Here is a 25,779-nt window from a genome sequence, read left to right as displayed (position 1 = left end):
CGCCGAAGGCGGCGACGCTCGCTCAGGCGGTCCGGCCGCGGTGGCCGGGCCCCTGGTCCGGCTCGCCGTCGCGGCCGCCCCGCGCGCGGGGCACGAGCGCGGGTGCGGCCTTGCCGAGCACGGTGTCGCGGTCGACCACCACGCGCGCCACGTCGTCCCGTCCCGGCACCTCGTACATCACGTCCAGCAGCAGTTCTTCGAGGATCGCGCGCGCCGCCCGGGCGCCCGTGCGGCGCAGCAGTGCCTGGTCGGCGATCGCGCCGAGAGCGTCCTCGGTGAACTCCAGCTCCACCCCGTCGATCTCGAACAGCCGCTGGTACTGCTGGATCAGCGCGTCGCGCGGCTCGGTCAGGATTCGTACCAGCGCCGCCCGGTCGAGCGGCTGCACGGCGGACATCATCGGGAGCCTGCCGACAATCTCCGGGATCAGGCCGAACTTCAGCAGGTCCTGAGCTTGACGTTTATCCAGCTCTGCTGCTTGTGATGGTTGTCGTGAGGTCCGGTTGGCCCTGTTTCCCGACGGTGCGTTCGCGTGCACGGTGCTTGTTCTTCGTGCCGATTGGTCGGCCTGGGCCTGCGGTGCTGGGTTTCGGTGCACCGGCCGGTTGAGGGGCCTTGCCGTGGAGGCGGCGAAATCCTCGGCGGACCCGTGCAGGGGTGAGACGTCCTTGGCGTGCGGGCCGCTCCCAGGGTCTGCGAAGGTCCTCGGCAAGGGGCCGGGCCAGGCGGAGTTGGGTGTGGGCGGCGATGACCAGCCAGGTCCAACGGTCAGCGGCGGCCGGCTCGCGGAGTTTGGGAGCCGTCCAGCCCAGCGTCTGCTTGAACATCCTGAAGGTGTGTTCCAGGTCGAATCTGCGCAGGAACGCCTGCCAGAGCCGGTCCACGTCCCCGGCGGTGGCATCGGTGGCCGACCACCACAGCCAGATCGGCCGGGGGTGGCGGTCGCCGCGAAGGTGGTCGACCCGCAGACGGATGACGGTGCCTTCGATGATCGGCAACTCTCCGGGATGGTCGGCCCAGGCCGAGCGCCGGGTCAGCAGTGGATGCAGGCGGTCCCACGCCGTGGCGACGGCCTGCCCGTAGTGAGTGGTGTCGGTCACCGTGGTGATGGACGGGACCGGCAGGGTGGCCGGGTACTCGAAGGTGAACTCTGCCCCGTGCTTGGGTTTACGCCCGCGCTTGCCCGCCGGCTGGGGCGTAGGCGGAAAGTACAGGACTCGGTCCGAACGCATCCGGCCCAGTAACTCCACGGGCAGGTCCGCGAGCAGGAAGGCCAGGCGGGTCACGTCGTAGCCGGCATCAAAGACGACGAGGACGGGCGGGTCGCCGATCTGCCACTGGCCTGCCACATACAACCGCTGGAACACCTCTCGGACCTGGCCGGCGGTGACGGCGATCGCGTCGTCCCAGGGCCGCAGCCGGAGCACGTCCAACACGGCCGTCCACGAGGTCCGGCCCGGCTCCACAGCGGCAACGAAGGAGTAGGGCCAACCGGGGATCATCTGGGCCGAGCCTCTGCCTCGCCCGTATGTGTGGCAGAACATCCGGTCCGGGCTGGTATTCGCGTCCGGCCGCAACCAGTTGCTCACATCGACCGCCAGGACCAGCCGCCCCGACGCCGTGCGGGGAAGCGGCAGCCCTGCCAGCGTCCTGCGCAGGCGTGCCACATCCAGATCCCCGCAGTTCAGGCCGCCGTACAAGGCGCCATGCCCACGCCGGTGCTCAGGCTCCAACGACAGCTCGACCAACGTCCTCACCGGACCATCCGCGCACAGCAGGGCATCACTCAGCTCGAACAGCGCATCGCGCCGCCCGGTCAGACAGGCATAGAGCTCCGTCCGGAAGCATGACAGTTCGGCAAACGCATCCCGCGGGACGCCGTGTTGCAGCACACTCATATCTACGGCCTTCGTGTTGATCCCATGCCTCTGTGACGGAGCACAGGATCAGGCGAAGGCCGCTCTTACGTCCGGAACTCAGGCAAACCCATCAGCAAGTTCGAGGCCGTGTTCGACGGCAGACCATAAACGCCAAGCTGAGGCATGACCGTGGCGAGGGACCCCTCCTCCCGGACCGCCCCGGAGGCCGGGGGCGCCGCGCCGAACCCGATGCCCCGGTGACCGGCCCGCTGCTCGACGATCCGCTCCAGACCGGCGAACGCCCCTCCCACGATGAAGAGCACGTTACTGGTGTCGAAGCTGATGAACTCCTGCTGCGGATGCTTGCGCCCAACCTGCGGCGGCACGCTCGCGGTGGTGCCCTCCAGGATCTTCAGGAGCGCCTGCTGTACGCCCTCACCGCTCACGTCGCGCGCCAGGGACGGGTTCTCGCTCCGCCGGGCGATCTTGTCGATCTCGTCGATGTAGATGATCCCGGTCTCGGCCCTGCGCACATCGAAGTCGGCCGCCTGGAGGAGCTTGAGCAGGATGTTTTCGACGTCCTCGCCGACATATCCGGCCTCCGTCAGGGCCGTCGCGTCCGCGATCGCGAACGGGACGTCGAGCATCCGGGCGAGGGTCTGGACGAGGTACGTCTTGCCACAGCCGGTGGGGCCCAGCAGGAGGACGTTGGACTTGCCGAGCTCGACCTCCTCCCGCCCCGCCGTCCGGGACGCCTCACCCCGGCCGCCGGACGTCTGCCGCGCCCGCCGCCGGGTGGCCGTCGCGGCGCCGACGCGCTTGTAGTGGTTGTGGACGGCGACCGCGAGCGCCGTCTTCGCGTCGTCCTGCCCGATGACGTACTGGTCGAGGAAGGTCCGGATCTCCCTCGGCGTCGGCCGTTCCCCGCGGCCCTTGCGGTCCGGTCCCTCCGGCCCGTCCGGTTCCTCGGCGACGAGTTCGTTGCACAGGCCGACACATTCGTCGCAGATGCAGATCCCGCCCGGTCCCGCGATGAGCTTCTGGACCTGCTTCTGACTCTTCCCGCAGAACGTGCACTTCAGCAGATCGCCGCTGTCACCGATACGTGGCACTCGGGAACGTCCTCACTCGTAACATCGAAATGCTCTCACCATATGGCGTTACCATCTGGATGCCGACGGTATCTTGAACCGACACGGACAGCAACGCGCAGGCAAGTGAGGACCATGGGCCGGCTCAGCAGGGCGGAGCTTCAGGAGCACAACCGCGCCAGGGTGCTCGAAGCGGCCAGGAGCGAGTTCACCGAGCGGGGCTTCCCCGGCGCGAAGGTCGACGCAATCGCCGAACGCGCCGGGCTGACCCGCGGTGCCGTGTACTCGAACTTCCCCGGCAAGCGCGCCCTGTACTTCGCCGTACTGGCCGATCTCGCGGAGCGCGTACCCGAACCCGCGCACCCCCAACCCGGTCGCACGGCCCCCGAGGCCCTCGGCGCACTCGCCCGCGCCTGGGTCGCGGAACTGCCGCTCCAAGGAGCGGGCGCCGGCGAGCGGCTCGGATCGGCGCGCCTGGGCAGGCACCTGATGGCGGAGGTGCTCTCCGAGGAGGCGGTCCGGCAGCCGTTCGCGCAACTGATGAAGCTGAACGCCGTCCTGCTCGGGCTGGCCCTGGAGGAACTGCGGCCGTCCGGCGCGCCGCCCGCCCGCATGGTGCGCCGGGCGGAGGCCGTCCTCACGACGCTGAACGGCGCGAGCCAGCTGGCCGACGCCGCGCCGGGGTTCGTCGACCCCTTCAACGTCGTCAGTGCCTGCGAGCGGCTGGCGGGCCTCGGCCTCGAGGACACCTGGCCGCCGCCTCACCTCCCCTACATCCCTCAGGCGCGTCCGGCCGGCGAGCCCTGGTCGCCGCCGCCCGCGACGGACGCCGTGCGCGGCGAGCCGGCGCGGCTGGACGGCGACGGTGTGGTGGCGGTCCTCGGGCTGCACCGGCTGGAGGCCGTCGAGGAAGCGGTACGGGCCGCACCTCCCGGGGCCGAGGTCACCGCCGTCCTGGTCACCGGAGAACCGGCCGAACTGCTCCCGCTCGCCCGGCTGACCGTCGCCGGCCTGTGCGGCTGCCTGCGCCGGGCGTTCCCGCCGTCGGCGTGGCCGCGACTCCAGGTGGTGTACGACGCGTCCGGCGCCCTCGCGCGGGCGGCCGGGGTACCGGCCGTGAGCGACGCCACCGAGGCCGCGGTTCGTGTCGAAGCCGGCCGGATCGTCGCCCGGGCCGACGGCCGCGGCGCCTGCCATGCGGCGGCGGCCGCGCCCGGCGCCGCCGGTCCGCCAGGGGCGGCCCGGCCGGTCAGCCCAGTTCGAGGCTCGTGACGCCGAACAGTCCCGAGCGGTCGATCGGCGGAACCGGACCCGTGTACATCCGCGCCGTCTCGAACGAGGGCGTCAGGCCGAGCTGTCCCATCAGGGGCCCGGCCGCCGGGTGCGTGTCCGGGACGTCGATCGCCACCGGCCCGCCCGGCACCGTCGCCGCGAGCGCGCTCACCAGGGCGCCCGCCACCTCCGGGCTCTCGGAGTAGAGCGGGCCGATGCGCGAGGCCGCCCGGCACTCGCGGACCACGCCGAAGCCGCACAGCTCGCCGTCGCGGACCGCCGCCAGCGCGGTGCGCCCCGGCGCCGAGATCCAGGCCGCGAGGAAGTGGTCGCGCGCCTCCGGGAAGAACCGGCGGTCGTACGCCGCCAGCCGGGTGAAGGGCAGGCCCTGGGCGTCCATCAGGCGGACGCCGGGCGGCGCGGTGACGTCCCCGGCCGGGACGCCTTCGTACCGGATGTTGTTCCAGGCGGAACGGAACCCTGACTTGCGGTAGTTCTCCTGCTGCTCGACGACGCCGTCGAGCCCGACATTGCGCCCGTCGAGCCGCGCCATACCGGCCTGCCAGAGCTGCATGCCGTAGCCCTGGCCGCGCAGTGGCGGGCGGGTGATGTAGAAGCCGAGGAAGCCGGAGCCGGTTCCGTAGCGCACGACCGAGACGCATGCCGCCGGCCGGCCGTCGAGCCGGCCCATCAGGAAGCCGTGCGGGTCGGTGGCGAAGAAGGTGAGGCCGTCGCCGACGCCGGGATTCCAGCCCTCGGCGCCGGCCCAGTCGCCCATCAGCGCGATGTCGTCGGCGCTCGCGACCCCGATCTCGAATGCGGGCACGTATGGCTCCCCGAGCGTTCGTCGGCCCGGGGACGGCGACCCGGACGGGAGCCTCGACCTCGAGCGCGGTTGATGTCCAACAGTGATCCCGAACCCGGCCGCAGGCGCGAACCGGTGAACACATCAGGAGCGTATGACACGTGCGCGATGCGACCGCACGCTTTCGGCCCGCTCGGAAACCCGCGCTACGGGGAGGGTTCCGGGCCGGTCCCGGGCGAGGGGGAGGTGCGGACCGACGTGCGGCCGGGCGGAGTTCGCACTGCCGTGCGCTCCTGCCGGCCGCCGCCGCGCGAACCGGCTAGCCGGCCGCCTGCGCCCCGGCCACCAGGTGCATGGTGAACCAGTCCCGGGCGAGCTCGGCGACCTTGTCCAGCGCCCCCGGCTCCTCGAAGAGGTGTGTGGCGCCGGGGACGACTTCGAGGCGGTTCTCGCAGCGCAGCTCCGCCTGCGCCTGCCGGTTGAGGTCGAGCACGAGGGTGTCGCGGCCGCCCACGATGAGCAGGGTGGGTGCCCGTACGTCGCCGAGTCGTGGCCGGGCGAGGTCGGGCCGGCCGCCGCGCGAGACGACGGCCCCGACCTCCGCGTCCGTGTCCGCCTCCCTGTCCGCGGACGTACCGGCGGACGCGGCGGCCCGCAGCGCGGCGGCCGCCCCGGTGCTCGCCCCGAAGTAACCGATGGGGACGGGCGTGCGGCGGCGCAGCCAGCGGGTGGCGTCACCGAGTCGTCCGGCGAGGGTCTCGATGTCGAAGACGTTCGCCCGGTGCGCTTCCTCGGCGGGCGTGAGCAGGTCGAAGAGCAGCGTGCCCAGACCCGCGCGGTTCAGGGACTCCGCCACGGCCCGGTTGCGGGGACTGCGGCGGCCGCTGCCGGAACCGTGGGCGAACATGACTACCGCGGCGGCGCCCACGGGCAGCATCAGATCCCCGGCGAGCCGGACGCCACCGGCGTCCACCTCGACTTCCTCCTCGCTTCCCTCCGCGAGGTCTTCCGCGACGTCTTCCGTGCCGTTCCGCGCGACCGTACGGGCCGAACTCCCCGCCGGGGCCGCGGCCCTCGCCAGCAGTGCGACGACCTCCTCGTCGGAGGTCTGGGTGAAGTTCTCGTACCACTCGCCCACCGCGCGGAACATCTGCGGTACGGACAGGCACACCAGTTCGTCGACCGTACTGCTCAGCCGGGCGACGGCGTCGGGCGCCGCCACCGGAACCGCGAGCACCACGCGCGCCGCCCCCTGCGCCCGTACGACCTCGCACGCGGCCTGTGCCGTGGCGCCGGTCGCGATCCCGTCGTCGACCACGACGGCGGTCCGCCCTTCCAGTGCCAGCCGGGGCCGGTCGCCACGGAAGCGCAGCGCCCGCCGTTCGAGCTCGGCGATCTCGGCGCGTTCGACCGCCGCCACGTCGTCGGGCCCGACCCCGGCGCGGCTGACGATGTCGTCGCTGATGACCCGCGCCCCGCCCTCACCGATGGCGCCGAACCCCAGCTCCCGGTGGTACGGGACGCCGAGTTTGCGTACGACGACCACATCGAGGGGTGCGCCGAGCGCCCGTGCCACTTCGTAGGCAACCGGAACCCCGCCGCGGGGCAGGCCCAGTACAACGGGCCGCTCGTCCTCCAGATGGCGCAGGGCCAGGGCCAGCCGCTTCCCCGCGTCGGCGCGGTCGGTGAACAGCACAGCGGTTCACCCCCAAACCAGGGGAGACAGAAACCACGTCCGCACTTTCTTCGAAACAACCCCATGTGGCGCTGTCGCGCAAGTCGGTGCGTTCCGGCAGTCGGAGTAGCCGTGCACGGCGGCCGGACCGGCCCGGCCGCCGTGTTCCCTGGGCCGCACCGGTTGCGGTGCGCGCATCCGGGGGCCACGATGTCCCTGACCCAATGGTGACTATCGCTCACTCTTCGTGTTCGGGGGTCGTTGCTGCAACGAGGTGAAGCATGTGGGCCTCGCGGTAAGGAGCCACGGCCATGACACTTCCCAGCGGCCGGTATTACGCGGTCGAACTGCACGTATCGGCGGAGCGCGTCTCGCAGATCCGGCGCATTCTTGCCGCACACCTGCGGCACTGGAATCTCGAGCTGCACATCCAGCCGGTGTGCAGGGGTGTCGAGGAACTTCTGACCAATGTCCACCGGCATGTCGGCGACGACAACTGGTGCGTCGTCGAACTGCGCTGGACCGGCAGGCATCTCACGGCTTCGGTGGCCGACAACGGCCCCCCGATGCCGCGCCTCACCTCCGCCGGCGGAGGCGGCCTCGCCGCTGTCGCCCGGCTGTGCGACAGCTGGGGAACCTGCGGCACCGCCGACGGCAAGGTCGTGTGGTTCACGCGGCGTGTGGAGGACGCGCGCAACAGTCCGCTGATGCCGCGCCCGCCCGTTCCCGGTGTGGGCGACACCAAGGGGCAGCCGGAACCGGTTCCGGCGCCCGACGTGGCGCCGGCGCCTGCCCCGGTTCCGGCGCCCGACACGGCCCCGGCGCCTGCCCCGGTTCCGGCGCCCGACACGGCCCCGGCGCCTGCCCCGGCTCCGTCCCCCGCGGCTGCCCCCGTCCCCGTGGCGGTTCCCGCGCTCGTCTAGCCCGGGAGATGCCCGGGCCAGGGGGTTAGTCGGGGAAGTCCCCGGACAGCGCGGCGGCGAGCCGCAGATGCGGCGCCGCCTCGCTGCTCCGGCCCTGACGCTCCAGGGTGCGTCCCAGCATCAGCTGGGCGTAGTACTCGACCGGGCTGCGCTCCACTATGGAGCGCAGCTCGGTCTCCGCCTTGCCGAGCTGCGCGGAGTGGTAGTACGAGCGGGCGAGCAGCAGGCGGGGTGCGAGCTGCTCGGGGACCTCGCCGACCAGACCGGTCAGGACGCGCGCGGCCTTGTCGTACTCCTTGGCGTCGAAGAAGAGCCGTGCCCGCGCCCAGCGTTCGGCGGCGGTGCCGTGGCTGTAGTAGGCGTCGTTCAGATTCGTCCGCGCGGTCATCGGGTCCTCCTGTCGGCGCCCCCGGGCCGGGGGCCGTGCGACGGCCTCAACCGTCCGCATTAGTTGAATATTCCACCAAGCGTGGGTGCGGTGTCAGTCGGCCGTTCGGCGGCTCTCGTCCAGGCCGGAACCCAGTCGGTGCGCGGCTTCCCCCGGCGCGAGGTGCTCCACCACCTCGGCCAGCTCCTGGCAGGCCAGCTCGATCTTCAGGCGGACGTGCTGCTGCTCGGTGATGATCGCCGCGAGCAGCAGCGCGGTGAGCGCCGCCGAGCCATTGAGCGCCTGGAGGGTGAGCATGACCTCGAACAGGCTGTGGTCCGCGAAGGGTCCGTCGCGGTCGATGGCCGACGAGATCGCCAGTACGGAGACGAACACCGCGCACGGCGCGCTCCCGGCGAGCTGGAACCGCAGGGCCGCCCAGATGAGCAGCGGGAAGACGAGGAAGAGCACGGACATCTCGCTCCGGGTAGCCAGGGAGGCCACCACCGCGGCCGTGACCGCCAGAGCCAGCACCTCCGCCCACCGGGAGGCGTCGTGCGGCATCCGGACCCGCCGCAGGACGGCCAGGAGCGGTGTGACCACGAGCACGCCCATGGCGTCCCCGGCCCACCACGCGGCCCACACGGGCCAGAAACTGCTCAGGGGCAGATTGCCGCTGAGGACCAGCACGCAGGAGCCCACCGTGGCGCTGATCAGCATCCCGCCGAGGGCCCCGAGGAAGACCAGCGCCACCCCGTCCCGCAGCCGGTTCAGCTCGGCGTGGTAGCCCACGCGGCGCAGCATCAGGTACGCGCACACCGGAGCCAGCGTGTTGCCCGCCATGATGCCCAGCTCGGCGAGTCGGAACGACGTGAGCGACAGGACGACGAGGAGGGTGCCGAGCGCGATCCCCGGCCAGACCCGCAACCCCATGTACAGAAGGGAGCTGAGGGCGATGCCGGTGGGCGGCCACAGGGGCGTGACGACCGAACCCTCGACGGTCACCTGTTCCAGCAGACCGACCTGTCCGGCCGCGAAGTAGGCGCCGGCCACGCCGAGTGTCCGGAGAACGGCTCCGGCCACGCGTCGGATCTCCTCGGTGCGCATCACACCAGCCATCAGACAATGCCTCCGGCCGCGCACGGGCCGTGACACGCCCCCGCGGGGCCGCTTGCCTCAGCCGGGCCGCTCCGCCGACGGCGCCGGGCCGTCGTACGTCAGGACGAGCACGGCGGCGTCGTCCGCGTGGCCGGTGGAGTCCGCCACCTTCATCACCTCGGCGGCCAGAATGTCCGGATCGCCGCCGCAGCCCGCCGCGACCAGGGCCGCCACCTGCTCCAGCCCGTCCTCTATGGGAAACGACGGCCCCTCGACCACTCCGTCCGTCACCAGGACGTACGACCCCGGCTGTGTAAGCCGGCGGCGGACGACCGGGTAGTCCTCGCCCAGCATCAGACCGAGCGGCAGTCCGCCCTCGTCCTCGGCGATGCCGCTCCGGCCGTCGGCCGATGCCCAAACCGTGGGCACATGGCCGGCGCGGGCGCTCTCGAGCTCCTGGGTGGCCGGATCGAAGCGCAGGAACGTACAGGTCGCGAAGAGGCTGCTGTCCACCGACAGCAGCAGCTCGTTGGCCCGGCGGAGCACCTCGCCGGGGTCCGCGGCGGCCACGGCCACCGCACGCAGGCCGATTCTGACCTGTCCCATGAAAGCGGCCGCCTCGGCGTCGTGGCCCTGCACGTCGCCGACACAGAACGCCAGTGAACCGTCGGGGAGCGGGAAACCGTCGTACCAGTCGCCGCCGATGTCCAGGCCGTGGCGGGCGGGCGAGTAGCGGGCCGCGGTCCGCAGGCCGGACGCTGACGGCAGCTCGGCCGGCAGCATCTCGCGCTGGAGCGCCTCGGCCAGCTCCACCCGCGCCTGCTGCGCCTCCGTGCCTGTACGGACTTGCGCCGTGAGCCGCCCGAGCCGGGTCAGCAGGTCGTCGGCGCTCGTGGGACGACGCCGGGTCATGGACCGCTCCGAGATTCATGGGCTCAAGCTCGCGAACCACTGACGGAAACCGCGCGCAGCGGCACGGCCCATCGTATTTCCGGGAGGCGAGTTCCGCTCAGCGAAGGCCCTCGCACGGCGTATCCGGCCGGCTCGCGTCGCCCCGGGGAGGTGGCGGGGAGCGGTTTTCCGGAGCGCCAGGACGCGAACGAGTAGGTTGGGCGGCATGAGCAATCTCGAGCGCCGGGCGGTGCCCTCCGTCTGCGGCGGCCGCGGCTTCGTCGTAGCGGAGCCGGTACGTGAACTCCTCACCGCCCGCAAGGTGCAGCTCGGTGAGTCCACCCAGGTACGCAGACTGCTGCCGAACCTGGGCCGCCGCATGATCGGCGCCTGGTGTTTCGTCGACCACTACGGTCCCGACGACATCGCCGACGAGCCCGGCATGCAGGTACCGCCGCACCCGCACTTCGGCCTCCAGACGGTGAGCTGGCTGCACGACGGCCAAGTGCTGCACCGCGACAGCCTGGGCAGCCTCCAGACGATCCGGCCGCGCGAACTGGGCCTGATGACCTCGGGCCGGGCCATCAGCCACTCCGAGGAGAGCCCGAAACCGCACGCCCGCCTTCTGCACGGCGCCCAGCTGTGGGTCGCGCTCCCGGAGAGCCACCGCGACACCGAACCGCACTTCCAGCACCACGCGGACCTCCCGGCCGTCACGGCGCCCGGTCTCACCGCCACCGTCATCCTCGGCTCCCTCGACGGCGCCGCGTCGCCCGGTACGACGTACACACCCATCGTCGGCGCCGACCTCGCACTGACACGCGGCACGGAGACCCGGCTGCCGCTCGACCCGGACTTCGAGTACGCCGTGCTTTCCATGTCCGGCGAGGCACACGTCGACGGCGTCCCCGTGCTCCCGGGCTCGATGCTCTACCTCGGCTGCGGCCGCACCGAACTGCCCCTGCGCGCCGACTCCGACGCGGGCCTGATGCTCCTCGGTGGCGAGCCCTTCGAGGAGGAGCTGGTCATGTGGTGGAACTTCATCGGGCGTTCCCACGAGGAAATCGAACTGGCGCGCAAGGACTGGATGGAAGGCACCCGCTTCGGCGAGGTCCACGGCTACGCCGGTGACCGCCTCCCGCCCCGAACTCCCGCCGGTGGCGCTGAAACCACGGGGCCGGGTGCGCTGACCCGCGCTGACGCGCGACGGCAGAGAGGCATGCACACGCTCGGCGGAGGCCGTCACCGGCCCGTCGTACGCGGATCAGGCGTCGGCGGCCGGATCGGCGGCCACCGTCCGGTCATGTGCGCGCCTCCCGGCGGCGCGATCGCCGGCACGCTGCTCCTCGCCACTCCGCCCCGCCGCCGCGCGCCCTGCGGTCAGGTCCGGTGGGCCGGGGAGAGGAGGTCCAGGACGACAGCGGCGGTCCAGCTGAAGTTCGTTGTGCCGCACGCCTTTCCGGTCCGGGGATCGACGTATTCGGCGAAATCCGATGCACCGGCCGCGTCAAGGACGGCCTGCCGCACGGCGTCGGCCTGATCGGACATGCCGTGCTGCCGCAGGCCACGCTCCAGGAGCCAGTTGATGTTGAACCAGGCCGGCCCGCGCCAGTAACGGGAGGCGTCGAAGGCCCGACCGCGCAAGTCGTAGCTGGGCACCAGCCGAGTCGTCGCACCCAGCCCGAAATGCGGACCCGTCATGGTCCGCACGAGGGCGCGGGCCGTACGCTCCGGCAGTTCGGGAAGCATGAGCGGCAACAGGCCCGTGACGCTCTTGTCGGGAAGTGCGGTCCCCGTGCGTACGTCCCGGCAGAGGAACAGCCCGGCGTCCTCGTCCCACAGCCGCCGCATCAGCGCCGTGGTCAGCCGGCGCGCCCGCGAACGGTGGGGCTCCGCGTCCTGGCCCAGCTCCTCGGCGATGTCGGCCAGGGCGTACTCGGACATGATGAGCAGGGCGTTGAAGCCGGGGTCCTCGACCACGAACGAGTGCTCAGTGCCCGTGTCGCGGTAGCCGTGGTCCCTGTACTGCGTGGCCAGGCTGACATAGCGGCCGTAGTCGAGGTCGGTGGGCCGGTCCGAGGCATCGCCGAAACTCAGATCGGCGCGGCGGAAGGAGCCGGCGGGAGCGGGCTCGACCCTGCTGAGCGGCTCGTCCCAGCAAGGGCTGTTGTCCATGCCCGTCTCCCACGGGTGGAGTACGGCCGCGAGCCCGTGGCCGCCGAAGTCGCGGCGGCCGGTCAGGTATTCGTGCCATGCGACAAGTCCCGGGCGTACCCGCTCCAGGAACCGTTCGCGGCGTGAGGTGCCGGGATCGCTGCGGTGGACCATAAGGGCAGCCAGGGCGTGAACGGGTGGCTGCACGATGCCTGAAGTCTCCAGGGCGGCAGGTGCGCCCGCGGCCCTGCCGACGGTGGAGGACCGCCAGAAGTCGGGGCTCGGAAAGTATGCGCCGTGTGACACCGCGGGATTGAAGACGATGTGGGGGATGCGCCCGTCGGCCCACTGTGCACCGAGGAGCGTCTCCAGTTCGCGTCGGGCACGCTGCGGCGACAAGTGCCGCAGCCCGATAGCGACGAAGGCGGAGTCCCAGCTCCACTGGTGGGGGTAGAGGCTGGTGGAGGGAACGGTCGACGCGCCGGTCCAGTTGTCCAGCAGGACCTGGGCGGCTGCCTGCCCCAGCATCTCCCGGTCGGCGGTACCCGGCAGGGGAGGCGCGGTGGGGGAGGGGGGACCGGCCTGAGCGGGGACGAAGGCCGTGGGGACTCGGGGAGTGGTCACGGTGCGCTCACTGGAAGTGAGCGCCTCGGAGGACGCTTGCCCGGGGACAAGCGGGTCGCGGGTGACGCCTTCCACTTCAGGAGCTCCAGTTGCTTGGACAGCGCACAGGTAGCGACAGGCTACGCATTCACCCCGGGTAAGCGAACGGGTCTGGAGAGTGATATATCCGACATCGGACCCGTAGTCGCCCGAAGACGGCTCCCGCCCGCAGGCGGCTCGGGCAACGGGTGGGCCCGGAACGCGGGGGAGTTCATGCGCCGGATGCGGCGGGCCGGGCATTGCCACCTCGCCGCCGATCTCGGGGTGTCCGTCCCCGACGTGGGCTCTCTCACGTCGGGAGCGGGGGCCACCGCCCGCGAGTCCGGCTCCACAGCCGAGTGGTGAATCCACAGGCGAGCGGGAAACCACGTCGCCCGCACCTGCCTAGTCCGGCCGCAGTGCCGCCAGCTGCTGCTCGAAGGGCACCGCCGTCACCGACGGCCACCCCGCCGAGGGTCTGCACCCGTTCGGCGAGCGTGTCGACGATGTCGAGCTGTTCTCCCGCGTGCTTGCCCAGGACCAGGTGGAGTTGGTGGAAGTTTGACGGTTCCGAACTCCTGGATCACCGCGCTCTTCTGGTGCAGCCACGGCTGGCTGCTCAAGGGCTGGGACTCGGTGGTCACGATCGGCCTCCTGGGGTGTGCTCCGGTTGCTTAACGGATCGCCTCGGTTCCGGGGCTGGGGACGACTCCGTACTGGACCAACCGGGACGCCATGGCGGCCAAGGAGCTGCCCGCGTCCCTGCTGGTCCTCGGCGGCGGCGTCATCGGCGTCGAACTCGCCCAGGTCTTCGCCCGCTTAGGCTGCGCGGTCACCGTCCTGGAAGGCCGGGAACGGCTGCTGCCGGCGGAGGAACCGGAAGCCGGGGAACTGGCCGCCGACGTGCTGCGGGTGCCCGCGGAGACAAGCCGGTTGGCGGCCTCGCGGTGCAGGGCCTTCCGCGCCGACGGCGGGATGTCGACGTAGACCGCCTGGCGCAGCAGGTCGTGCCGGGAGCACAGGTGGTCGCCGTCGTCGTCCAGGAGTCCGGTGCGCACCACCTCGTCGAGTGCCGCGATCAACTCGGCGGAAGGTTGGCCGCACAGCGCGGCGGCGTCCGCGAAGCCGAACCTGCGGCCCAGCACCGCTCCCATCCGGAGGAAGCGCAGAGTGCCGGGCCGGAGGGACTTGAGTCTGCCGGGCACGCCCACCACGAGCCCCGGGGGCACAGTCTCACCCGGGGCATCGGCGGACCGCAGTCCAGTGAGCATCTCGACGGCCAGAAACGGGTTTCCGCCGGCGCCGTCGAGCAAGCCCCGTACGTGCGTCTACGGCTGCTCCGAGTGTGTCGTCGGCCAGTTGGCCGATGGTCGCGCCGGACAACGGCCGCAAGGGCACGGTGATCGCCGGGATCGCGTCGCTCGCGGCCGCGACGATCTACTCCGCCGGACCGGCGGGGTCCGTCGCCCGGCCAGCATCCACAGGACCGGCGAGCTCCGCAAACGCGTCGGAAGCTGCTCAGGGGCTCTGCGGGTCGGCTCACTGCACGTCGTCCGGGCGATCAGCAACGGCACGCTGCCGGCTCTGGCCTCCATCGCCTCCGCCAGGCGCTCCACCAGCCAGATCCGCTGATCGTGACTGCGCGCGAGATCGCCAAAGGCGTCGCCGGAGAGCAGCGGCTGATCGCCGTGCAGGACGCAGGCCGCCAACGACGAGAGCGGCACAACGCGATGCAGCTCGTCGGCCTCGCCGAGACCGACTGAGAATCCGGCCGGTCGCCGGGCCGCCGGTCAGTCCGGCTCGGCGGCGCTCACCGGACTCCGCCCGGCCACGCCCTCTCCCTGGACGGGGGCGGCCGTCTGCGAGCCGCCGTGCCATTCGCAGAGCAGGACGGTGGCGTCGTCGTTGAGGTGTCCGTGGTGATGCTCGAGTACGGCGCGGACGAGCCGGCGCAGTGTTTCGGGGGTGGCCAGGCCGTCGGCCTGGTGGCGGATGACGAAGTCGACGAAGCGGTCGCGGCCGAACTCGCGTCCTTCGGCGTCGCGGGCTTCGATGATGCCGTCGGTGTAGAGCAGCAGCTGGTCGCCGGGTTCCAGCTGCTCGCGGCACAGGTTCGCGGGAAGTCCCAGGTCGGTGCCGACCGGGTGGCTCGGGGTGCAGCCCAGGTGGGTGGTCCATCGTCGGCCGCGGATCAGGACCGGGGAGTGGTGACCGCAGTTGATCCAGGTCGCCACACCCGACTCCAGGTCCAGGTCGGCCAGCACGGCGGTCGCGTAGCGGGACTGGGTGAACTGTTCGATCAAGGTGGATTCGATGGCATCGCGGGCTTCGGTGAGGCTCTTGCCCTGGCGCCGCTGGTTGCGGCAGGTGGCCATGGCGAGATTGGCGGTCAGCCCGGCGGAGGTGTCGTGGCCCATGGCGTCGAAGACCGCCAGGTGGGCCGTGTCGCCGGCCAGGGCGTAGTCGAAGGCGTCGCCGGCGGTGGCGTAGGCGGGCTCCATGGCCGCGGCGATCGTCACCCGCCTGTTCGCGAACGTGCGCGGCGGCATCAGCGTCCACTGCATCTCCGCGGAAACCGACATCGGGCTGCCCCGGGTCAGGCGGGCGTACGAGTCGCTATGGTGGCGTTTGGAGACCAGCAGCAGACCCACCAGCGACGCGAGATCCTCCATGGCCACCCGCGTGGGCTCGTCCGGCTCGCCCTCGGTCTCGACCCGCAGGACACCCAGGCGTTCCGTGCCGTCCAGCACCGGCAGCCAATGCTGCACTCGGCCGTCGGCAGGCATCGGGTGGGACTGCCCGTCGCGGAAGGCCCGGCCCGGCAGCGTGGCGTCTATCCGCAGTTCCTGCCCGCCGGCTCCGGCGTCCAGGCCCCGCCCCGTGGCTTCGCGCAGTACCACTTCCTGGATGTCGGCCACGTAGATGCGCGCACGCAGGAGTCCCGCCTCGCCGGCGTGTCGCTCCACGAGGTCAGGCAGCTCCTCGAACGCGGACAGATGGCTGGCCCGCAACAACGCGTGGAGCATACGGGCGCTGTCCATGAGCGAAGCCATACCGGTCGACCTGTCGGACACTGACGGCCCGCGTCCGCCCGTCGGCCTCACGATGCGAAGGGCCGCGGGGCACGGTGCTCGGCAGACGAAAACGAGAAGCCCGAACGAATGTCACGACCAGCGTACGACTCGGTCGGTCGTCACGGGGCGATGCGCGGACGAGTGCCGCGTGCCCGGTTTCCCGCAGTCACCGCTCTGTCCGAAGCGGGGCGAGTGTCATAGTGGAAAGAGGCCGCCTGCCCTTTCTTCGCCTCGCCGACGGGGCCGGGGCGGGTGGAGCGCTGGAGGAATTCCCCTGCGGGACCGGAGCCTGGGGCCCCCGGCGGGCGTGCACGGCCGACTGAGGACGTTCGGTCCGAACGAAGGGTACCCACCGTGGCTGACGGGGCATTCGAGGCACCGGATCTGACGGCGCTGCTGCTGGAAACGAACTCGCTGGACGGGTTCTTGTCCGCCCTGGCGGACAGTGCGCTGGCGCATACGCCCGAGGCAGAGGGATGCGGCATCACTCTGGAGCGGCACGGTCGTCCCCTGACCGTGGCGAGCGCCGGTGGCAGTGCGCTGCCGCTCGACGAGAGGCAGTACGGCCAGGACGACGGACCGTGTTTGCAGTCATTGCGCCGCAGCGAGGAAATCGTCGTCACGGACATGCTCAGCGAGCCGAGGTGGGGGGACTACCCGCCCTACGCGGCCGCGTCCGGGACGCGCTCCTCCTTGTCGCTGCCGATCGCGGTTCCCACCGATTCCGCTCATACCGCGGGAGCACTGAATCTGTACTCGCCGAAGCCGGACGGCTTCGCGACCGCCGATCTCGTCTTCCTGCGGGGAAGGGCGGCCCGCGCCGCAGGGGCGATCGCGCTGGCGCAGCGGATCTCCGACGCGCAGGAGTTCGCCGAAGACCTGCACAACGCGCTGAAGTCGCGCACAGTCATCGATCAGGCCATCGGCGTGATCATGGGGCAGCGCAAGTGCTCCGCCGACGAAGCCTTCGCCATCCTGCGGACCGCCTCGCAGCATCGCAATGTGAAACTGCGTGATCTGTGCGCCGATCTGCTGTCCGGCATCGCGGGCCGGCCGCCCCGGGAACCGGGCCTGCGGCCCCGCCCCTGACCAACGGGGCGCGGGCAGTGCCCGCGCCCCGTGTGTGTGCCCCGGTCGTGCTCAGGCGTGTGCCCCGGTCGTGCTCAGGCGGCCCGGTAAGCGGCGGTCAGCTTGGCCACCGCTCCCCGCAGGTCACCGCTGAGCAGCAGATGATCCGCCTCGGCGAACGGCTTCGCCGACGCCTCGCTGATGGTGCCGGCCATTTTCGCCTGCACGATCAGCCGTGCCACGGCGACCAGTTCGCTGCCCTGTGCGGAGCCGCCGAGGCCAGCTGCCTGGAGTGTCCTGGCCGCGCTGCCGATGGCCTTCAGAGCGGCCTCTCCGTTCCCGGCCGGGGGCTTGACCAGGGTGGTCAGGCCCCAGCCGTAGGGGAACGGGGGGTCGTAGGCGGCGTCGCCCACGTTGATGGGCAGCTGCGCCTGCGACTTGGGCCAGGTCACCGGAAGCCGGCCGGTGAAGCGGCGCTTGCCGTACAGGACATCGGCGACGCCGTCACCCTCGGTCCCCGGCAGCCAGGAGGCGACGAGCGCGTCGATGCCGTCCAGCCGGTCCCCGATGAGCTGAGGACGGCCGGAGACGACCAGTACCGCGCACTTCATCGCCGCGCAGACCTTGTCGACGGCGGCCTTGTCGGCATCGGTGAGCTCCAGGTCGTTGCCGTTGCCGACGTCACCGAATCCCTCGGCGTACGGTGTCTCGCCCACGACGACCACGCCTACGTCGTAACCGTCGGTGGCGGCCGAAGCGTCCTTGGAGTAGGTGATCCCGGCGTCCGGGGCGGCCTTCCGCATGCCCTGGAGGATCGTCGTGCCCGTCGTGATCGCGCCGGAGGAGCCCTGCCAGCTGATGGTCCAGCCGCCGGCCTGGTTGCCGATGTCGTCGGCGTTGGAGCCGGCGACGTACACCTTCTGCGACTTCTTGAGCGGCAGTACCGCGCCGTCGTTCTTCAGCAGCACCTGGGACTTGGCGACGGCCTCGCGGGCCACCGCGCGGTGCTCGGCGGAGCCGACCCGGCCGAGGTTCGTCGTGTCCGCGTAGGGCTGCTCGAAGAGGCCCAGCTTGAACTTCTGCGTCAGGATCCGGGACACCGCGTCGTCCACACGCGCCCTGTCGACGCGCCCCGCCGTCACCTCCTCCTGGAGCGTCCGCGTGAAGCCCCGGTAGTCGGTCGCCACCATGATCATGTCGAGCCCGGCCTTGACGGATGTGCGCACATCGCTCGCGTAGTCACCGGGGATCTGGTCGATCGCCTGCCAGTCGCTGATCACGAAGCCGTCGAAGCCCATGCGGCCCTTGAGGACCCCGTTGATCATCTCGGCGTGGGCGTGCATCTTCACCGGTCCCTGGCCGTCGCCCAGGATGTCCAGTGAGGAGTACGACGGCATGACCGTGCCGGCGCCCCGCTCGACGGCCTCGGCGAACGGTGCGAGGTGCACCGCCTCCAGTTCCCGGCGGGTGACCTTGGTGACGCCCTGGTCGATCGTGTACGACCCCGTGGCCGACGAGCCGAACTCGGTGCCGCCGTCGCCGACGAAGTGCTTGGCGCTGGTGAGCACCTTGTCGTTGCGGTCAAGGTCCTTGCCGTTGCGGGCGCCCTGCATACCGGTGATCACGGTCTCCATCGCCGTGACCAGAGCCGGGTCCTCGCCGAACGCCTCGTAGGAGCGGCCCCAGCGCTCGTCCCGGGTGACGCACAGGCACGGCGCGAAGTCCCACGGAATGCCGGTCGCGCGTACTTCCCTGGCCGTCACCGCACCGGTCTTCTCGGCGAGCTTCGGGTCACGTCCGGCGCCGATGCCGATGTTGTGCGGCATGATCGTCGAGCCGATGACGTTGTTGTGGCCGTGCACGGCGTCGACGCCGTAGATGAGCGGGATCTGAAAGCGCGTCGCCCGGGCGCGCAACTGGTAGGAGTCGACCATCTTCGCCCACGCTCCGGCCGTGTTCGGCGTCGGCACGGAGCCGCCGCCGGAGAGCAGCGAGCCGAGGTCGTACGAGGCGATGTCGCCAGGTGTCTTGAGGGCGTTGCGCTCGGCCTGTGTCATCTGGCCGGCCTTCTCCGCGAGGGACATCCGCGAAAGCAGGTCCGCGACGCGCTTCTTGACCGGGAGTTTCCTGTCCAGGTACGGCAGCCCGTGGGCGTCGACGACGACATGCGGCGTCTCGGCGGGTGCCTTGGCGCCGCTGACGGTCAACTTGAGCGGAACGGTCTCGGCCGACTCGGCCGCGCCGTCCTTCCTGGTGCCGACCGCGATCGTACGGCTCTCGCCGGACGCCGTGCCCGCCGGGAAGGTGACGCTTCCGGAGACCGGCCGGTAGTCGTCACCGGAGGTCGCGCTGCCGCCCTCGGTGCTGTACGCGACGGTGACCGGCTCGTCGACCGGGCCGGAACCGGTGGTCGCGACGGAAACCTTCACCTGCGCGGTCCCGCCCTCCGCCACGGGGTACACGGCGGCGTCGGTGACCACCCGGGCGGTCAGAGCGGGTTCGGCCTTCCCGTACAGCTCGATGCCGTCGATCGCGAAGGAACCGGGCGCGCCGGTCGGCAGGGTGAGCGCGTACCCCCACATCTCCTTCAGTCCGAGGACCTGGTCGATGCCGCCGACGGGCTGGTAGTCGGCCCGGTAGACGAAGTCGGAGAACGGGATCTCGACGAGGTGCCAGCCCTCCCAGTCGTCGGTGAAGGACGTCGTCCACAGCTCGGACGCCTCGCCGTTGGCGCCACCGTCCTTGATCTCGAAGTTGACGCGTTTGCCCGAACCGGGCGGGAGGGGAGCGGTGTTCTGGCCGTACCACCAGAAGCGGATGCCCTTGTGGGCGGTCCAGTCCTGGGCCGGCTCGTCGAAGGCGAAGTCGTGGCTGACGCCGCCCCAGCCGCTGATGTCGTACGTGCCCTGGAGCACCTTGGCGCCCTCCGGGGCGTCGGCCCGTTCCTTGATCTCCAGCTTCGGCTGGTCGTCGGCGTCGCTGCCCCAGGTGAAGATCCCTTCGGCCGGCGGGTTGGCGAAGGGGACCTCGCCTTCGAAGCGGTCGATGAGGCGTGGGGCCGGTTCGTCCGCGGCGGCGGACGGGAGGCCGCCGGCGAGCAGACCGCATAGTACGGCGGCTGTGGCCAGCACCGCCGTTCCCGCTCTGAACGGGCGACGTGGTCGTGGCATGACAACTCCTTGACGAAGGGGACGGGAAGGGGGCGGGGAGGAGGCCGGCAGTGCGCTTCTGCCGCAACAGCCGGAACAGACGTAACAGCCGGATCAGCCAGATCCTGCTGATCAGCCGGACCGCCGTATCAGGCTGAGGAGCGGCCCCTCAGGGGCAGGGCGCGGAGCGTCGGACGACCAGCTCGGTGGGCAGCACCACGGGCACCGCGGGGAGTGTCTCGCCCCCGAGTCCGGTGAGGAGGAGCCGGGCGGCTGTTTCCCCCATCTGCCGCATGGGCTGGCGAACCGTGGTCAGGGGCGGCTCGGTGTGACGGGCGATCGGGAGGTCGTCGAAGCCGACGACGGCGATGTCGTCGGGGACGGTGCGGCCGGTTTCCCGCAGGGCCCGCAACGCGCCTGCGGCGATCAGGTCGTTGTGCGCGAAGACGCAGTCGAAATCCCGCCCTTGGGCGAGGGCCCGCTCGACACCGTGGCGGCCGGACTCCTCAGTGAACTCGCCTTCGACGACGAGGTCGGTGGGCAGGACCCCCGAGAACCCGGCCAGTCGGTCGCGTACGCAGCCGAAGTCGCGGCGGCCGGTGAGGACCAGGGGTTTGGTGCGGCCGGAGTCGAGCAGATGCCGTGCGGCGGACGCGCCGCCTTCGCGGTTGGTGGTGGCCACGGACGGGAACGCCGGGTGGCGGCCGCGGTCGTCGATGAGGACGACGGGCAGCCCCTTGCGGTACATCTCGGCGATGGTGCCGAGGGTGTTCTCCGGTTCGATGACCAGGAGCCCGTCGAAGGCACGGGCGGAGACCTGACCGGTGAAGTGCCTGACGGAGTCGGCGCCCCGGTTGCAGCTGAACAGCAGCAGTCCGTAGCCGGCCGCCTCGACGGTGTCGGCCACACCCTGGAGCACCTCGCCCATCCACGGCCAGGTGAGGGGCGGCGTCAACATGGCGATGGTGCGGCTGCTGCCGCGGGCCAGGCCCACGGCCCCGGAGCTGGGGACGTAGCCGAGTGCGTCGATCACTTCACGAACACGGGCGGCGGTACTGGCGTCGACGTCCGCCCGGGTGTTGAGCACACGGGAGACCGTTGTCTTGCTGACTCCCGCCTGACGTGCGACGTCGGCGATGGTGGCTCGCATGCGTGCGCCTTTGCGTCGGGTTCCGGTACCGGTTCCGGTACCGGTTCCGGCTGGTGCGGCGAGTCAACATGCGGGCCGCCCTGTCGTCAAGACTTCACACAGGACATCGAAAAATTCCCAAGTCCCCGCGCGGCAAAGGACCTTGTGCGTTCAGGAAATGAATGTGCGGAGTCTTGACGCGCGTACGCATCGGGAGTTCACTCACGCCTCGATCCGTGGCACCACTTCCCACGCCCCCCACCGTGCCGAGAAGGGCAGTTGACCATGATCAGATCGACGGGCAAGCCGGTTCGGAGACCGGCCCGGCTGACGCGACTGCTCCTGACGGGTGTTCTCACGACCGCGAGCCTCACCGGCCTCACCGGCCTTTCCGAAGGCACCGCCCAAGCCGCCGGTGAGCAGGTGGGCATCTGGCTCACGACGACCGACGACAGCGGCGGCCGCCACGTGACCCGCGGTCTCCAGCAGCAAAGCCCCGTGACCTTCCAGTCCGGCAACGGTGGTGGCGGCACGAACATCACCGTCGACGAGAACACGCGCTATCAGACCTTCACCGGCGGCGGCGCGTCCTTCACCGACACCGCCGCCTGGCTGATGAAGGGCTCCGGCGCGCTGTCGCAGACGACGCGCGACGCCACGATGAAGAAGCTGTTCTCGCCCACCGAGGGCATCGGCCTGTCCTTCGTCCGCAACCCCATGGGCGGCTCGGACCTGGCTCGCTTCGGCTACACGTACAACGACCTGCCGCCCGGCCAGAGCGACCCCACACTGGTCAGGTTCTCGCTGGCGCACGACCTTCAGGACGTGCTGCCGCTGACGAAACAGGCCAAGCAGCTCAACCCCGCCCTCACCACGGTCGCCTCTCCCTGGACGGCTCCCGCCTGGATGAAGGACAGCGGACAGCTCAACGGAGGCTGGCTGAAGGCCGAGAACTACGGCACGTACGCGGACTACTTCGTGAAGTACCTCCAGTCATGGCGCGACCACGGCGTGCCGGTCGACTACGTCACGCCCCAGAACGAGCCGACCTGCTGCGCCGGCTACCCGTCGATGAGCTGGAACGCCTCGGGTCTCGCGTACTTCACCAAGGAAGAACTGCTGCCCGGGCTACAGGCGGCCGGCCTGCCGACCAAGGTCCTGGCGCACGACTGGAACTGGGACACCTACGACGCGTACGCATCCCGGACCGTCGACGATCCGGCGGTGCGCAGCCACCCCAACTTCGGCGGGATCGCCTGGCACGGGTACGGCGGCAGTGTCACCAGGCAGAGCGAAGTCCACGATCAGTACCCGCAGCTGGACGCCTTCCAGACCGAGCACTCCGGCGGAACCTGGATCGCGAACCAGCAGCGCGAGGACATGATGAACATCATCGACTACACCCGCAACTGGGCGAAGTCGGTGACCAAGTGGTCCCTGGCGGTCGACCAGAACAGAGGCCCGCACAACGGCGGCTGCGGCACCTGCGACGGCCTGATCACCGTCCACAACGGCGACGCGCGCCACGGACAGGTCGACTACACCGTCGAGTACTACACGATGGGTCACCTCACCAAGTTCGTGCGGCCCGGCGCCCACCGGATCGCCTCCACGGCGAGCGCGACCGTCCCGAACGTGGCCTGGCGCAACCCCGACGGCTCCAAGGCGCTGATCGCGTACAACGACTCCTCCGCCGCGCAGACCATGACCGTCAACTGGGGCGGTCAGCGTTACACGTACTCCCTGCCGGGCAGGACGTCGGCGACCTTCACCTGGACGGGCGCGCAGACCGGCGGCACGGAGCGGACCGGCGCCCTGGTGGGCCTCGGCGGCAAGTGCCTAGACGTGGCCGGCGGTTCCGGCGCCGACGGCACGCCGGTCCAGCTGTGGGACTGCAACGGTTCCGCCGCGCAGCGCTGGACCGTTCGTTCCGACGGCTCCGTGCAGGCCCTCGGCAAATGCCTGGACGTGACATCGGCCTCGACGGCGGACGGCGCGAAGGTCCAGCTCTACGGCTGCAACGGCTCGGGGGCGCAGCAGTGGCACCACGCGGCTGCCGCCGGGGACCTGGTGAACGTACCCGCCGACAAATGTCTGGACGCCTCCGACAACTCCTCCGCGAACGGGACCCGGGCCCAGATCTGGACCTGCACAGGCGCCGCCAACCAGAAGTGGCAGCTGCGGTAGGGCGCCGCTCCCGACGACGTTCCTCCTCCGCGCACGGAGGAGGAAAGCCACATCCCGCGCACCCCACAGCACGTCGATGAGGAGGACACAGTTGATCAGCAGCTCGCGGATTCGCCGGACATCGCTCGTCCTCGGCAGCACCCTCGCACTCGTCCTCGCCCTCCCGGGCAGCGCCCGAGCCGCTCCGCCGCCGGCCCTGCCCGCCGCCGCGGACGGCCTGGAGCAGACGTTCCAGCCGGCCTTCGACTACGACACCGACGGCTGCTATCCGACGCCCGCCATCGGCCCGGACGGGACCGTCGCCACGGGCCTCAACCCGAGCGGCGCGCTCAACGGGCAGTGCCGCGATTTTTGGGACCTCGGCAGCACCAACGGATACGCGCGCCACAAGTGCAACCACGGCTGCTGCGCCATCATGTACGGCCTCTATTTCGAGAAGGACCAGGCCGTGGCCGGAAGCGGGCTCGGCGGCCACCGTCACGACTGGGAGCACGTCGTCGTCTGGGTCCGGGACAACCAGGCGCAGTACGTCTCCACCTCCGCCCACGGCAGGTTCGACATCCACAGCCGTGACCGGATCAGGTGGGACGGAACGCACCCCAAGGTCGTCTACCACAAGGACGGAGCCGGCACCCACTGCTTCCGCCCCGCGAACGCCGCCGACGAGCCGCCGGAGAACCACCACCGCAGTTGGCAGTTCCCCGGCCTGGTCGGCTGGAACGGCTACCCCGCCGGTCTCCGCGACAAGCTGAGCCGGGCCGGTTTCGGCAGTGCCGTCTTCGGCCTGAAGGACGGCAACTTCACCTACCACCTGGAGAAGGCCAAACCGGCCGGCATCCCGTTCGACCCCCACGCCTGATGCCCGGCGCCCGGGACGGCTCGCCCCGGCGGACCGTCCCAGCCCTGATCACACAGTGAAGCAAGGGAGAGTCATGCACCCCCCACGCCTGCCCCGACGCCTGCTGCTGTCCTTCGTCTCGGTCCTCGCACTCGCATCGCTGTCCACCGGACTCGCACAGGGTGCGCCCGCGCCGTCCGTGCGGCCCTCAGCTCCCTCGGCGGCCACCCAGCCCCCCGCGCCCGCGGCGGCGGCCGCCGTCACCTTCTCCGACGAGTTCGACGGGCCCGCGGGCTCCGCCGTCGACGGCGGCAAGTGGCAGACCGAGACCGGAGACAACGTCAACAACCACGAGCGGCAGTACTACACGGCGGGCAGCCGCAACGCCGCCCTCGACGGCCAGGGACACCTCGCCATCACCGCCCGCCGTGAGAACCCGGGCAACTACCAGTGCTGGTACGGAAGGTGCGAGTACACCTCCGCGCGACTCAACACGGCCGGCAGGTTCACCACGACGTACGGCCGTGTCGAGGCCCGGATGAAGATCCCGCGCGGACAGGGGATGTGGCCCGCCTTCTGGATGCTGGGCAGCGACATCGGCCAGGTGGGCTGGCCCGCCTCCGGTGAGATCGACGTCATGGAGAACGTCGGCTTCGAACCCTCCACGGTCCACGGCACGCTCCACGGCCCCGGGTACTCCGGCTCGGGCGGCATCGGCGCCGGGTACACCCTGCCCGGCGGCCAGGCGTTCGCCGACGCCTTCCACACCTTCGCCGTCGACTGGAGCCCGAACGCGATCACGTGGTCCGTCGACGGGACCGTCTACCAGCGGCGCACACCCGCCGACCTCGGTGGAAAACAATGGGTCTTCAACAAGCCCTTCTTCCTGATCCTCAACCTCGCGGTCGGCGGCTACTGGCCCGGAGACCCCAATGGGAGCACCGTCTTCCCCCAGCAGCTCCTCGTCGACTACGTCCGCGTCAGAACCGACAGCGGTCAGCCGGGCGGCGGCGGTCCCATCACCGGCATCGGCGGCAAGTGCGTGGACGTGCCCGGAGCCAACACCGCCAACGGCACCCCCGTGCAGCTCTACGACTGCAACGGCACCGCCGCCCAGCGCTGGAGCGTGGGCTCCGACGGCACCATCCGCGCGCTCGGCAAGTGTCTGGACGTGGCGTCGGGAGGTACGGCCGACGGTACGCCGGTCCAGCTCTGGGACTGCAATGGCACCGCCGCCCAGCAATGGGCCACCCCCGAAGCCAGGGACATCGTCAACCCACGGGCCGACAAGTGCCTCGACGCCTCCGGCGGCAGCTCGGCCAACGGCACGCGGTTGCGGATATGGACCTGCACCGGGGCCGCCCACCAGAAGTGGACGGTGACCCGGTGACCCGGTGACCACGGGGTCGCTGCCGCTCCGGGAGTCCTCGGACCGGTACCACCTCACCGCCCGGCACGGCGGCGGGGCCCTGAGCCCCACCGCCGTGCCGTTCGGCATGCCTGCATCGGTCCGTTGACGGGCCCCGGCCATCCTCTTGGGAGAGCGCTCTCCCAAGA

The 25,779-nt window shown here is 71.0% G+C and carries 18 protein-coding genes and 4 pseudogenes; 8 read left to right on the top strand and 14 right to left on the bottom strand.

Annotation, left to right across the window (positions count from 1 at the left end):
* Positions 1 to 22 precede the first annotated feature (22 nt).
* The 3 genes and pseudogenes from AS594_RS42815 to clpX all read right to left on the bottom strand — a co-directional run.
* Positions 23 to 448 (bottom strand): annotated as a pseudogene (locus AS594_RS42815) (ATP-dependent Clp protease ATP-binding subunit ClpX); the annotation flags it as partial.
* A 13-nt stretch (positions 449 to 461) separates the two neighbouring features.
* A complete protein-coding gene (locus AS594_RS04795; protein WP_069774663.1) occupies positions 462 to 1,898 on the bottom strand; it encodes an NF041680 family putative transposase in 1,437 nt (478 codons plus the stop codon).
* A 137-nt stretch (positions 1,899 to 2,035) separates the two neighbouring features.
* Positions 2,036 to 2,971: pseudogene (gene clpX / locus AS594_RS04790) on the bottom strand (ATP-dependent Clp protease ATP-binding subunit ClpX); the annotation flags it as partial.
* Between the two features lie 114 nt (positions 2,972 to 3,085).
* Here clpX and AS594_RS04785 point away from each other — a divergent pair.
* Positions 3,086 to 4,222 (top strand): TetR/AcrR family transcriptional regulator, encoded by a 1,137-nt coding sequence (locus AS594_RS04785; protein WP_069925822.1) that lies wholly within the window; start codon positions 3,086 to 3,088, stop codon positions 4,220 to 4,222.
* On the opposite strand, the gene AS594_RS04780 is transcribed toward AS594_RS04785, so the two are convergent.
* Both AS594_RS04780 and AS594_RS04775 read right to left on the bottom strand, forming a co-directional pair.
* Positions 4,200 to 5,048, bottom strand: a complete 849-nt coding sequence (locus AS594_RS04780; RefSeq protein WP_069925821.1) for a GNAT family N-acetyltransferase — start codon at positions 5,046 to 5,048, stop codon at positions 4,200 to 4,202. The two genes, AS594_RS04785 and AS594_RS04780, sit on opposite strands and share 23 nt — an antisense overlap.
* A gap of 298 nt (positions 5,049 to 5,346) precedes the next feature.
* Positions 5,347 to 6,723 (bottom strand): phosphoribosyltransferase, encoded by a 1,377-nt coding sequence (locus tag AS594_RS04775; protein WP_069925820.1) that lies wholly within the window; start codon positions 6,721 to 6,723, stop codon positions 5,347 to 5,349.
* Between the two features lie 290 nt (positions 6,724 to 7,013).
* Here AS594_RS04775 and AS594_RS04770 point away from each other — a divergent pair, with 290 nt between their 5' ends.
* On the top strand, positions 7,014 to 7,625 hold the full coding sequence (locus AS594_RS04770) for an ATP-binding protein (protein ID WP_069925819.1): 612 nt from the start codon (positions 7,014 to 7,016) through the stop codon (positions 7,623 to 7,625).
* A gap of 25 nt (positions 7,626 to 7,650) precedes the next feature.
* Here AS594_RS04770 and AS594_RS04765 read toward each other — a convergent pair whose 3' ends face one another.
* From AS594_RS04765 to AS594_RS04755, 3 genes are all read right to left on the bottom strand, one after another.
* Positions 7,651 to 7,995 carry a tetratricopeptide repeat protein gene (locus AS594_RS04765; RefSeq protein WP_069930277.1) on the bottom strand — a complete coding sequence of 115 codons (345 nt, stop codon included), beginning with the start codon at positions 7,993 to 7,995 and terminating at the stop codon, positions 7,651 to 7,653.
* A gap of 111 nt (positions 7,996 to 8,106) precedes the next feature.
* On the bottom strand, positions 8,107 to 9,102 hold the full coding sequence (locus AS594_RS04760; RefSeq protein ID WP_069930276.1) for an MASE1 domain-containing protein: 996 nt from the start codon (positions 9,100 to 9,102) through the stop codon (positions 8,107 to 8,109).
* 66 nt (positions 9,103 to 9,168) lie between these two features.
* On the bottom strand, positions 9,169 to 10,002 hold the full coding sequence (locus AS594_RS04755) for a PP2C family protein-serine/threonine phosphatase (RefSeq protein WP_069925818.1): 834 nt from the start codon (positions 10,000 to 10,002) through the stop codon (positions 9,169 to 9,171).
* Positions 10,003 to 10,207: 205 nt separating this feature from the next.
* On the opposite strand from AS594_RS04755, the pseudogene AS594_RS04750 reads away from it, so the two are divergent.
* Positions 10,208 to 11,171: pseudogene (locus tag AS594_RS04750) on the top strand (pirin family protein).
* 190 nt (positions 11,172 to 11,361) lie between these two features.
* Here the strand turns inward: AS594_RS04750 and AS594_RS04745 are convergent.
* The 3 genes and pseudogenes from AS594_RS04745 to AS594_RS48365 all read right to left on the bottom strand — a co-directional run bounded on the left by AS594_RS04745 (position 11,362) and on the right by AS594_RS48365 (position 14,090).
* Positions 11,362 to 12,663, bottom strand: a complete 1,302-nt coding sequence (locus AS594_RS04745) for an MGH1-like glycoside hydrolase domain-containing protein (protein ID WP_107382725.1) — start codon at positions 12,661 to 12,663, stop codon at positions 11,362 to 11,364.
* Positions 12,664 to 13,228: 565 nt separating this feature from the next.
* Positions 13,229 to 13,382, bottom strand: a pseudogene (locus AS594_RS45970) (DNA starvation/stationary phase protection protein); the annotation flags it as partial.
* Positions 13,383 to 13,451: 69 nt separating this feature from the next.
* Complete coding sequence (locus AS594_RS48365; RefSeq protein ID WP_425314836.1) at positions 13,452 to 14,090, bottom strand: hypothetical protein; 639 nt, start codon at positions 14,088 to 14,090, stop codon at positions 13,452 to 13,454.
* A 321-nt stretch (positions 14,091 to 14,411) separates the two neighbouring features.
* Here AS594_RS48365 and AS594_RS47195 point away from each other — a divergent pair, with 321 nt between their 5' ends.
* Positions 14,412 to 14,540, top strand: coding sequence for a hypothetical protein (locus AS594_RS47195; protein WP_256096976.1), 129 nt, complete (start codon positions 14,412 to 14,414; stop codon positions 14,538 to 14,540).
* 27 nt (positions 14,541 to 14,567) lie between these two features.
* Here the strand turns inward: AS594_RS47195 and AS594_RS04735 are convergent, their stop codons facing one another.
* A complete protein-coding gene (locus AS594_RS04735) occupies positions 14,568 to 15,803 on the bottom strand; it encodes a PP2C family protein-serine/threonine phosphatase (protein ID WP_107358133.1) in 1,236 nt (411 codons plus the stop codon).
* A 402-nt stretch (positions 15,804 to 16,205) separates the two neighbouring features.
* Here AS594_RS04735 and AS594_RS04730 point away from each other — a divergent pair, with 402 nt between their 5' ends.
* Positions 16,206 to 16,940 carry a GAF and ANTAR domain-containing protein gene (locus AS594_RS04730; protein ID WP_069925815.1) on the top strand — a complete coding sequence of 245 codons (735 nt, stop codon included), beginning with the start codon at positions 16,206 to 16,208 and terminating at the stop codon, positions 16,938 to 16,940.
* A 74-nt stretch (positions 16,941 to 17,014) separates the two neighbouring features.
* Here AS594_RS04730 and AS594_RS04725 read toward each other — a convergent pair whose 3' ends face one another.
* Positions 17,015 to 20,089 (bottom strand): glycoside hydrolase family 3 protein, encoded by a 3,075-nt coding sequence (locus AS594_RS04725; protein ID WP_069934954.1) that lies wholly within the window; start codon positions 20,087 to 20,089, stop codon positions 17,015 to 17,017.
* Between the two features lie 148 nt (positions 20,090 to 20,237).
* Positions 20,238 to 21,218, bottom strand: coding sequence for a LacI family DNA-binding transcriptional regulator (locus tag AS594_RS04720; RefSeq protein WP_069925813.1), 981 nt, complete (start codon positions 21,216 to 21,218; stop codon positions 20,238 to 20,240).
* Positions 21,219 to 21,482: 264 nt separating this feature from the next.
* On the opposite strand from AS594_RS04720, the gene AS594_RS04715 reads away from it, so the two are divergent.
* From AS594_RS04715 to AS594_RS04705, 3 genes are all read left to right on the top strand, one after another.
* Complete coding sequence (locus AS594_RS04715) at positions 21,483 to 23,384, top strand: ricin-type beta-trefoil lectin domain protein (RefSeq protein WP_069925812.1); 1,902 nt, start codon at positions 21,483 to 21,485, stop codon at positions 23,382 to 23,384.
* 91 nt (positions 23,385 to 23,475) lie between these two features.
* Positions 23,476 to 24,243, top strand: a complete 768-nt coding sequence (locus tag AS594_RS04710; RefSeq protein ID WP_069925811.1) for an NPP1 family protein — start codon at positions 23,476 to 23,478, stop codon at positions 24,241 to 24,243.
* Positions 24,244 to 24,316: 73 nt separating this feature from the next.
* Positions 24,317 to 25,612: a glycoside hydrolase family 16 protein gene (locus AS594_RS04705; protein ID WP_069933467.1), complete on the top strand. Its 1,296-nt coding sequence runs from the start codon at positions 24,317 to 24,319 to the stop codon at positions 25,610 to 25,612.
* Positions 25,613 to 25,779: the final 167 nt, after the last annotated feature.

It is taken from the genome of Streptomyces agglomeratus (assembly GCF_001746415.1).
Lineage (GTDB): Bacteria > Actinomycetota > Actinomycetes > Streptomycetales > Streptomycetaceae > Streptomyces > Streptomyces agglomeratus.
Note: the sequence above shows the minus strand (reverse complement) of the source record. Positions and strands in the feature narration are given on the sequence as shown.

Bases quoted from the DNA above. Each gene is read 5' to 3' on its own strand.
- AS594_RS04735 (WP_107358133.1), bottom strand. From the start codon at position 15,803: ATGCTCCACGCGTTGTTGCGGGCCAGCCATCTGTCCGCGTTCGAGGAG.
- AS594_RS04720 (WP_069925813.1), bottom strand. From the start codon at position 21,218: ATGCGAGCCACCATCGCCGACGTCGCACGTCAGGCGGGAGTCAGCAAG.
- AS594_RS04785 (WP_069925822.1), top strand. From the start codon at position 3,086: ATGGGCCGGCTCAGCAGGGCGGAGCTTCAGGAGCACAACCGCGCCAGG.
- AS594_RS04745 (WP_107382725.1), bottom strand. From the start codon at position 12,663: ATGCTGGGGCAGGCAGCCGCCCAGGTCCTGCTGGACAACTGGACCGGC.
- AS594_RS04715 (WP_069925812.1), top strand. From the start codon at position 21,483: ATGATCAGATCGACGGGCAAGCCGGTTCGGAGACCGGCCCGGCTGACG.
- AS594_RS04770 (WP_069925819.1), top strand. From the start codon at position 7,014: ATGACACTTCCCAGCGGCCGGTATTACGCGGTCGAACTGCACGTATCG.
- AS594_RS04725 (WP_069934954.1), bottom strand. From the start codon at position 20,089: ATGCCACGACCACGTCGCCCGTTCAGAGCGGGAACGGCGGTGCTGGCC.
- AS594_RS04795 (WP_069774663.1), bottom strand. From the start codon at position 1,898: ATGAGTGTGCTGCAACACGGCGTCCCGCGGGATGCGTTTGCCGAACTG.
- AS594_RS04705 (WP_069933467.1), top strand. From the start codon at position 24,317: ATGCACCCCCCACGCCTGCCCCGACGCCTGCTGCTGTCCTTCGTCTCG.
- AS594_RS04755 (WP_069925818.1), bottom strand. From the start codon at position 10,002: ATGACCCGGCGTCGTCCCACGAGCGCCGACGACCTGCTGACCCGGCTC.